At 36.0% G+C, this 9,699-nt stretch carries 3 protein-coding genes and 2 pseudogenes; all 5 read right to left on the reverse strand.

The features are described from left to right. Positions 1–1,769: 1,769 nt before the first annotated feature. Positions 1,770–6,728: a DEAD/DEAH box helicase gene (locus tag ACFIKJ_RS08195; RefSeq protein WP_375670457.1), complete on the reverse strand. Its 4,959-nt coding sequence runs from the start codon at positions 6,726–6,728 to the stop codon at positions 1,770–1,772. A 618-nt stretch (positions 6,729–7,346) separates the two neighbouring features. After that, a pseudogene (locus tag ACFIKJ_RS08200) lies at positions 7,347–8,323 on the reverse strand (DUF3987 domain-containing protein); the annotation flags it as partial. A 178-nt stretch (positions 8,324–8,501) separates the two neighbouring features. Beyond that, on the reverse strand, positions 8,502–8,774 hold the full coding sequence (locus ACFIKJ_RS08205; protein WP_004856836.1) for a type II toxin-antitoxin system mRNA interferase toxin, RelE/StbE family: 273 nt from the start codon (positions 8,772–8,774) through the stop codon (positions 8,502–8,504). Beyond that, the gene (locus ACFIKJ_RS08210; protein ID WP_208439813.1) at positions 8,771–9,061 is read right to left on the reverse strand and encodes a CopG family ribbon-helix-helix protein; all 291 of its coding nucleotides are present in this window, start codon (positions 9,059–9,061) and stop codon (positions 8,771–8,773) included. The genes ACFIKJ_RS08205 and ACFIKJ_RS08210 overlap by 4 nt, the downstream gene beginning before the upstream one ends. Positions 9,062–9,190: 129 nt before the next feature. Next, positions 9,191–9,699: pseudogene (locus ACFIKJ_RS08215) on the reverse strand (virulence-associated protein E); the annotation flags it as partial.

Below are 9,699 nucleotides of genomic sequence, written 5' to 3' on the forward strand. Positions count from 1 at the left end.
TAGAGCACGTATACGGTGTAAAGTAAGACCATCAAAAGTGAATTTTTCATTGGTAAATTCGTATTTTTTTGCAGGCTCTTGTTGATTAACAGGGGCGGTTTCATTTGCAATGGAAGAGATAACGGGGGTATTTTTTGATATAGTTGTCATAATTAAATCCTACATGTTTATAATTTTGAATTAACACCCTATAAGGATGCCGGGCGCTCAAAACACGGCATGTAGTCCGTTGTTACGCTTTTCCCATAAAAGGGTATTGTATAGCGTAACTACACCCGACAAAATCACTATATATGCTAACAAAAGCATAAAAGATAGTCAGTTTTTAATAGGATTAGGTTTATCGTAACCTCTTCGCTACATGTTTAGTGTTTTGATCACTTAATTATTCATATAGCAAAATACGTATTGATTGTCAATTAATATTTTATCTTTTTTGATATTTTTTTAAATTTATTATGTGTAAACATTTATCATGTTATTATCAATTGCTTCTTTTATATTTATATGCTTTTAAAGCTATATTATAGGCTTTATGAAAAGATTGCGTTATTTTTTGAATCTATACATTTATAATATTTAAAAACGCTCTCATAATGCGTATTTTTATCTTTATAACCTATCAGTTTTTTTACTAAATGGTTTTTAAGATTTCTGTTAATTTCTTTTAATAACACATTTGCAACTTAACAGCTTTTTATAGGGACTGTCTTTATAATCATGCCTTCATTTGCATGTGATTATGAAAGCCTGCTTTTTTCACGCATTCTCTATGGCTGTTATGTTCTTTATAGCCATGGCATCATTTTCCATTTTCATAAGAGAAATGATAAATAGAATATATGATAATTATGATTTACTGCTTTTTATGAAAACATCTAAAGAAAGAATGATAATTATAGAGATGAGCAAAATCCCTTTTAATAGACTTTTGTCATTTTTGTCAGTTCTTTTTAGAACCTATATCATTTTTTTTAAATGAGATAAAATTAAAATCATTATATTTCAATAAGTTAAGTTTTATCAATTTTTCAAAATACAACTTATTAAAACAACCATAACAAATAAATACAACTATAAATATATATTTGTCAGTTTGTGTCAGTACATTGAATCGACAAAAGTGATCATTTAGTGAATGATTAAAACGTGTCTTATGAGAGTATGTGATCTTTTAAAGCCTTTCAAAAGAAAGGGATTATAATCATAATAAATGCTATCAAGACCATTATGGTTGTGAGTTTTGGAGGTTTAGGGGTTTTTGGGGGTTTTGGAGGTGCTTTTTACGCCCCCTCTTTATATATTTTAAAAATCAAAATAAAAGTCATTATATTTCAATATGTTAATTTTTATCAACTTTTCAAAAAAACAACCTATATCAATAATACAACCTTTAAATTCAATCAATAACATACGTTTTGTAGGGGGGGGTGGGGGTTTTAAGAACCTTCAAAACCTATAAGTAATATAAGAAAATGAATATACATAACCCTCTTTAAATAAAGCTTCTGATAACAATAAAGCTATCATTTTAGATTACGGTTTAATCTTTTAAAGGCAATATAAAAGAAGCGTATTCACTTTAAGATGGGATTTCTTAAAAGTCTTAAAGCAATTCAAAGTAGAGTATTTAAAAGTGTAAGTTTCTTCTTTTTAGAATAATGCATATAAACACTCCTTTTAAAGATTGTATCTAATCAACTTAACAAGAGAGGTATAGATTATGGTTATAAGATTCTATACCCCTTTGTGAGTTTAGCATGCCAAATCTATTCAGTTTCTCTCATTTCTAATTTTGGTAGTTTTTTTACGATTTTCATTGTTTCCAAACTTACGGTAATAACCCTCTGAAACAACTCTAATGGATAAGCAGGGTTGCCAACAGTTTCAACAGCATAGCGATTAGCATCATTCACAATACCACTCTTTTTATCAGTCTTTACACACTGACGCCCCATAACCCATTCAAGAGCGGGTTTACCATTGACGATATACTCATAAGCTTCAAGAGGGATATCTGTTATTGTGATATTGCTGTTATAAAAAACAATCGATTTATCTTTTTCCTTACTATTCCCAGCGAATTTCATTTCTGTAACGTAATAGAATTTTTCGGGATTAGAGATCTCTGTAACTTTTGGATTACCCCTTTTAAAGGTCACTGGATAAGGTTCTACAGTTTCATAATTCACGTGCAAATGACCGAGTTCACGCCCTGCTGTCACAAATTTCCAAAAATCATCAGCACTCTTTACGCAAGGAATGCGAGGTAATTCTTTGCATAAATTATCAGCATAACGGGCGCGATAATCTTCCGAATGAAGTAAACCGTAAACGTAATAGAACAAATCATCTTTAGTGATAGTCTCATTAGGATAAGCTACTTTAAAATGTTCTAACCCTTCATCCGTAATGGCATCACGCCTTTGTAAACCAGCTGTTTTGTTTTCCTCTATAGAGTTTGTAAACAAATGGGATTGTTTCTCATTTTTATTTTTTGAAACCGTAGTATCTTCGTAAATATAGCGTGGAAAACATTGACCTTTTTCTATTGAATCTAAATTAGGCAAAGCTTTAGTCATCAATACAGAAAAGTCTTTCTTTGCTCCTATACCTGTAATTTGTATCACCTTATTATCAACCGCTTGTCTTATCGGGAATATCCGCGGCATTTGATAAACTGCTTCATTAAAGACGCTATTGTAATAAAGCCATTGTTGTGTAAAAGGACGGTATAGGCTTTGAATAAGGCATTTATCTTCAAATTCGGAAAATTTACCTCTTAATAATTCTCTCTTAAGAGTACTGCTCCAACTAATCTTTCTTACATCGGAATTGACGAAATCATTCACGACCTTTGCACGTGCTGTACGATCAGCATGTGAATAGGTATTATTTAAACGTTTTACCTCATTATTATAGAAGGCAGTCATGTTATTCATATTTTTCTTTACAGATTCACGGCTTGAGTTATACGTCCAAGCATCACGATTGGTTGAAACACCAAGAGAATAAGTTTCAAAGAGCTTTTTATCATGCCCCTTTTTGACACCCATAGCTAAGAATGTTTTGAAACTGTCATCACGTTGATCAAGCCAATCACTGTACTTATCTGGTGTAATTATTTGCCAACCTTGTTTGCTCCGTGTAATACCATCAATGCTACCAAGAGACTCTATTATTATAAGCTTTTCTTTTCTCGAGAGATAATCTCCAATATCACGGAAATATATTTTGCCACGCTGTTGAGATTCTGGATTTTTAACCAAAATAGAGATAGCTATGGGAGCTCGAGATCCTTCACCAAAAATGCCACCACTTTCCTTTTTACGTTGTTCTCCAGAAGTCCGTGCATTCCCCCGTAAATGGAAAATATAAAGGCTGCTAAATTCTTCAACGAGGCATTTGCGTAAACCATCCATAGAATGTCCAGTAATAAAACCGGCATTTGTGACAAAGCCGATTACCCCAGCATTATCAATACGGTCACTAGCCCAGCGGATAGCGCGGATATAACTATCATATAACTTTTGCGTACTAGTTGCTTTCGATTTAGCTATATAAGTCTCACGAATACGATCATCTAATATGGGATAAGATATATTGGGATTATTATCGTTTTCATTCTTTTGTCCTACCGAGTAAGGGGGATTACCAAAGATAACTTTGATGTTCAGATTTTTCTGGTGTTCTAAATATTCACTGTTTTCTTTGAGTATACCGTCTATCAAGTTTTTTTCTTTAAGCGTTTGAAACGTATCAGCCAAACCAATATGCTTGAAAGGGATATACTCACCTTTCATAAGACTATGATAGGTCGATTCAATGTTAATCGCTGCTATGTAATAGGCAAGCAAAACAATCTCATTGGCATGGATATCATGACGGAATTTATATGCCATATCCTCTGGTTTTATGAGATTCGATTGTAATAACCGTGTGATAAAGGTACCCGTTCCAGTAAAGGGGTCAAGTATAGAAACCCCCCGTGATCCTAGGCTTTTTCCAAATTCATTACGCAACACATCATCAACAGAATGAATGATAAAATCCACGACCTCAACGGGGGTATAAACAATCCCAAGCTTATCCGTGGTTTTCTTAAATGCCTTGGCAAAAAAGCTTTCATAAAGCGTAATAATAAGATTTTGCCTTGCTAAAGGCGAGGTAATCCCAGAAGCACGAAGCTTTACACTGTTATAAAACTCTTGTAATTCCTTGGATTCTTCCTCGATATTGGTTTTATCCAGTTCTGTTAAGATCCTTTCCATTGCTTGCGAAATGGCATTGTTTTGCACAAATTCATTTCCTTCAAACAAGGCTTCAAACACGGGACGCGTGACAAGATGTTGCGCTAACATCTCAATGGCTTCCTCTTGCTTTATTTCACTGTTTAAGTTGTTCTTTAATTCCTTATGAAATGCATCAAAAGCATGAAAGGCTTCACTGTTTTCATCAGCAAGCAGGTTTTGAAGATGCGTGATATGATTTTGAGCAATCTCAGCAACATTGCCTGCCCAATTTTCCCAATAATCCGCAATAGCAAATTTCTTTGCAATAAGGGTTTTCAAAGCATTGGGAAACTCTTTATAAAAAGGTAATCTTCCTGTTACGCTATGAATAATTTGTGGTTCATGAGCGGCTTTTCCAATCTCAAGCCCCATATGTTCTGATTTTTCATGGATATGAAGTTTATCCTCAACCGCGGTCATGCTCTTTAAGGCGACAATCTCCAAAGAATCACTAACATCTTGCCCCAAAATCATCTGGTTAAGGGTGATTTCAAAATTCTCATCATGAGCAAGCAAAGCATTGATCACTTGCCAGACTACCTTGTATCTCTTATTGTAGCGTAAAGCATGTTCAGCAGAAACCCCAGCAGGGATCCCAACGGGTAAAATGATGTAGCCTCTTTTCTTATCCTTTGCACGGCGCATGATACGCCCCACCGCCTGTATCACATCCACATGACTTTTACGCGGGTGTAAAAACATGATGGCATCAAGAGCGGGTACATCCACCCCTTCAGACAGACATCTTACATTGGTGAGCACACGGCAACTATTTTCCCCCGCATCTTCCTTAAGCCAATCAAGGGCTTTATTGCGCATTTTGGCACTTTGTTTTCCGTCAATATGAGCAAAGGTACAGTGAAGAGGCGGCGTCTCTTTATAGAGTTGATGAAGATTAAATAATTCTTCCTGTATTTCTTGAGAATTGAAGGTATCACGGATACGTTCAGAAGTTTTAATGTCTTTACAAAATGCTAAAGCCCGCCGCATGGGATTGGGGTCATCACTTAGATCAACTTTTAGATCTATTTTGGCAAGGGCTTGATAACAACCTATGATCTTGGTTTTATCATCAAGAATAAGTTCATAATTTTCATCGGTCATCAGATGTTGAATGGATTGACTTACTTCCTCTTCATTAACACCCAAAACAATAATCTTATAAGGTGCTAAGAGTTCATTCTGAACGGCTTTTGAGAAGGTATAGGTATAAAGCTCTTTTCCATAGAGCTCTTCATCATCCATAGAAGCTAGAACGGCATTGATCTCATCGGCTTTCTTTTTGGCATCATCGGTAAAGATCTTGGGCGTTGCTGTCATATACAGCCGTTTTTTACCTCGAATGATGCTGTTATCATGAACCTTGATAAATTCAGATTCATTGTCTTCAGTTCCCAATGAAGCCCCAGTGGTTCTATGCGCTTCATCACAGATGATCAAATCAAATTCGGGTAAACCATGGTCTTTTTGTGCATCCGAAATCACTTGGATTGAATGGTAAGTGGAAAACACCACGGTCATCAGATCATGTGAAACCTTACCCGCTTTGCGAGCCAGTTCTTTTGCATCCGTGGTAGCCGGCAAGGCAAGATCAGAGCTATCAAATTCAAGAGCATCATTTTTATTCTTACGACGTTTTCCTACTTGTGTATCGGAACACACGGCAAAGGAACGCAAAGGCACTTCTGTATCTTCTGTCCATTCACGAATTGTTTGAGAGATAAGAGCAAGGGAGGGCACCAAAAACAAAACACGCTTGCCTTTCCCAGCAAGAGTTTCTGCTATCTTCAAACTGGTGAAAGTCTTGCCCGTTCCACATGCCATAATCAGCTTGCCACGGTCTGCTTCTTGTAATCCTTCACAGACTTTCTCAAGGGCTTCTTTTTGATGATCTAAAAGCTTTTTTTTGGGTTGCTCTTTAAGAACGGCTTGTCCTTGTTCTTTATACGCCCCCCAATCGATTTGACTGTTCTCTAAATCAAAAAGGTTTATGCGTTGAATACGAACCTCTTGCCCCTCACAAGTCAGTTCAACATTGTCACTCCAATCTGTTTCGGTGCTATCAATCAGAATACGACGCGTGAAGATCTTTTTGCCAGAAGCTGCTATAAAACTATCAATATCTTCTTTTTTAATTATGTGAGAGGCGTCATAGCATTTACATTGAATAGCCGCATAGCCACCTTCATCACGGACTGTAGCGACTAGATCAATGCCAATATCAGTTCCATCTTCTCCATGCTCCTTAGCCCATTCCAAATAAGTTTGAACCTTTTCGTATTCCTGCTTTTGAAGCGGGTCGTTTGTCAAATAAGCCATGACAAGGTTTTCAAACATGGTTCCTAATTCACGGGGTGATTTAGCTCGTTGACGATAATATTCTAAGAGAGAGCGTAAAGTGACGTGTTCATTATCAGAATGATGAGGGCGAAGCATAAAGAATAGACTCCATGACAATATATTCTATTGATTAATTCTCTTCAAAAGAATCGAAATGAAGTCAATTAAATCCATTTAGGATAAATAGCGAGTATCAGAAGAGGTAAAGTCATTCAAAAGCGGATAAATTTTTTTCAAAAGGTTTTTTTATGGCTGTTTATCCACAGCATATGAGAGAGAGCAGATCAGCAAAATAGTGAAATTTCCTATTCGTTTCACGGGTTAATCAAGATAAATATACTATGGGCTTTAAAATATCAGAATGATTATTTTGATAGGTTTTATGATTCACTAAAATAATCTAGTTTGTCAGTTCAATTTACAGACACAAACTGACAAGTTTTAATCAATTCACATCATTGGTTATCTTTAAAGATTGTACTCTTGATATGAGTTATGTTTTAAAGATATTAACCTATTGAAATATAATGTTTTTATTTTTTTACCATTTGAAAAAAATGCTATAGGGGCTAGAATGAACTGACTAAACTGACAAAAATGACAAAACTCTTTTTACAAAGCCACTCAGATCATTTTGGGGGAGAAAAGTTCCTTGATGAGAATGCCATTAAAAGAGTTTTGCGTGATGTTTTAAAGACTTAAAAAGAGGTTTCTTTATTGTTTTATGTTGTTGCTTTTGACGAAAGGATGCCATTCATACCGTCTATCAGGACGCCGACCTAAGCCATTATTCTCTTCAGAAATTTCACGAATATAGTTACAACGGCATAAAAGCTCTAAAGCTTGCTTCACAGCTTCCTTGTCTTTTAAAGAACGCCAACACCGTCTATAGATATCCCTTGCTGTAAAAACATCAGATAAATGATTACAACGCTCGACAATTAATTTTGCACGCTCTGCTGTTAATGTATCATGCGCCGCATAAAGACGTTTGGTATGGCTTAGCAGATAACTTGTCCAACGCAACGCTGTTGTGATGGCATAGAGTCCAATTTCTAAACGACCAGTGTCAAGAAGTTCAAAAATCAACGCAAGGCTTGCTATGGTCTTTGGCATTTTTAAAAGATGCGATTGTAAGCTTTCTGAATGCGTACCTCCTTTTGCCTCTTTATGAAGATGCTCGAACCATTCATAAAACTTCACTTGTGCTTTAGGAGAAAAACGCATAATCAGTGGTTGTTCGGGAGACCCTAAGCGTTTATCACGAAAAGAGCGAAAAACTCCTTCATACTTTTGCCACCCCTCTTGATTGGGCGGTTTATCAACCAATTGCCACTCTTTATTGTCATCGGGCCAGACAATCATTTGAAAGCGTTGCAGTAAACCATCATCGTTTATTCCACGCTGTATTGCTTGAATGATGGGAATAATTCGTGAGGGTTGAATGCCTCCAATCATAGATAAAGTGACATGAGGGATAAAAATGGTTCCACGCTCGATACGGTCATAGGTAAATTGATCATCTTCATTAAAAGCCGTTAGATAAAAAGCACGGTCTGTTTGATATCCCTTAGGTTCCAGATTTGCTAAAAAACCAGACAATTCATCACGCACCATTAAGAGACCATGGGGGTTTCTTTTAAGAGTTCCCTAAGCTTTTCGACCATGACATCATTGATAATAAAACGTCGTTTACCAAGAGTATCATCATTATTTTTACGAGTAGAAACTAAGCGGTGTGCAAAGTGCATTATGCAATCATATTCGCAACATTATAAAAATAGTAATCTATCATTACTTACTGATACGGAGCGCAGTATTGTAGAAAATAATTTGCTTCAATTACTAAATAAATAAAAATACAGTTGATTAAGGAAACTTTTGCTTTGTATGAAGCACACGTAAAATACGCACAACGCCATTTGAAATATCATAAATCATGATATAATTTGGATGTACAATAAGTTCACGTGTATTTACAATTCGTCCTAAACGACCAAGAGTAGGAAGTTTAACAAGTTTTTCTACTTTTTCAGATAAAAGTTGATCAAACTTTAAGGCAGCAGAAGGATTATCTTGTGATATGTATTCACGGATCTTTTTGCGGTCAACGTGTGCTACTTGTGTCCAAATTAGCTTCATAAAGTTGATCTATCGAGTTTACTTTGTGTTTTTAAGCGCCATTCCTTTGCTTCTGCTTCGATTTCTTCAGAAGATATTATATCACCTGCATTAGCAGAATTTATCCCTAATTGAACTTGTTCCCGAAACCATAAATCGTATGCACTTTTTTCTTTTTGTTCTTTTACGATATCGCGCATATAATCGCGCAATAATTGTGCAGCAGATCTATCACACGCCTTTGCTGCTTTGGAAAATTCATTTTTTAATACATCATCGACGCGAAAGGTAAATGTCGTCTCAGCCATTTTACGACCACTTAATGTGTTACAAAGTAGTTCTAATGTAATGTATTTTTACTATTTCTTCAATAGGTACTATTAAAATAGATATTTTATATCTATTTTGCATTTTCATAGGGTTGAAAGGGACGCCTATAAATTAACGGGTTCTGATAACAACCCAGACAGCAGAGCCAGACCGGTTTCAATGCCCTCACAAATGACCAGATGTTTGGGATTGGCTTGACTTAAATGCACAGCGCCGCCTGTTACAGATCCCAACATTGAATGGCAAAGGAACCAGCCCCCTTAACAAGAGCAATCAACGCGGGCAATGTACCCCCAGAGGGGTGCGAACATTTGTCGTAAAAGCGTAAATCAGCAGGCAAATCACATGTAATACCCCGCATACGTAAATAGGTTTCTGCTAAAGTATTTTTGATTGGTTGGCATTGTTGCCAAATTGCTTTTACTCTCTCTGCTTTCTGTTTTGCTCGTTTGAGATCAGCACAAAACTGTTTTGAGAAAGAGAGCGTGTGATCATAAGCTTTATCAAAAAAGGCTTGTTTTCCAAGCAAGCCAATTCTCATGAGCGCTTGTATGATCTCTCTAAAAGAGCAGCCAGCATAACAATAGAGTAAAAGACGCCCATCATGTCCATTGGC

The organism is Bartonella sp. PS7NMGDW, from assembly GCF_042193585.1.
Classification (GTDB): domain Bacteria; phylum Pseudomonadota; class Alphaproteobacteria; order Rhizobiales; family Rhizobiaceae; genus Bartonella; species Bartonella grahamii.

Coding starts and splice junctions, on each gene's coding strand:
- ACFIKJ_RS08205 (WP_004856836.1), bottom strand. CDS start 8,774: ATGAAGCTAATTTGGACACAAGTAGCACACGTTGACCGCAAAAAGATC.
- ACFIKJ_RS08195 (WP_375670457.1), bottom strand. CDS start 6,728: ATGCTTCGCCCTCATCATTCTGATAATGAACACGTCACTTTACGCTCT.
- ACFIKJ_RS08210 (WP_208439813.1), bottom strand. CDS start 9,061: ATGGCTGAGACGACATTTACCTTTCGCGTCGATGATGTATTAAAAAAT.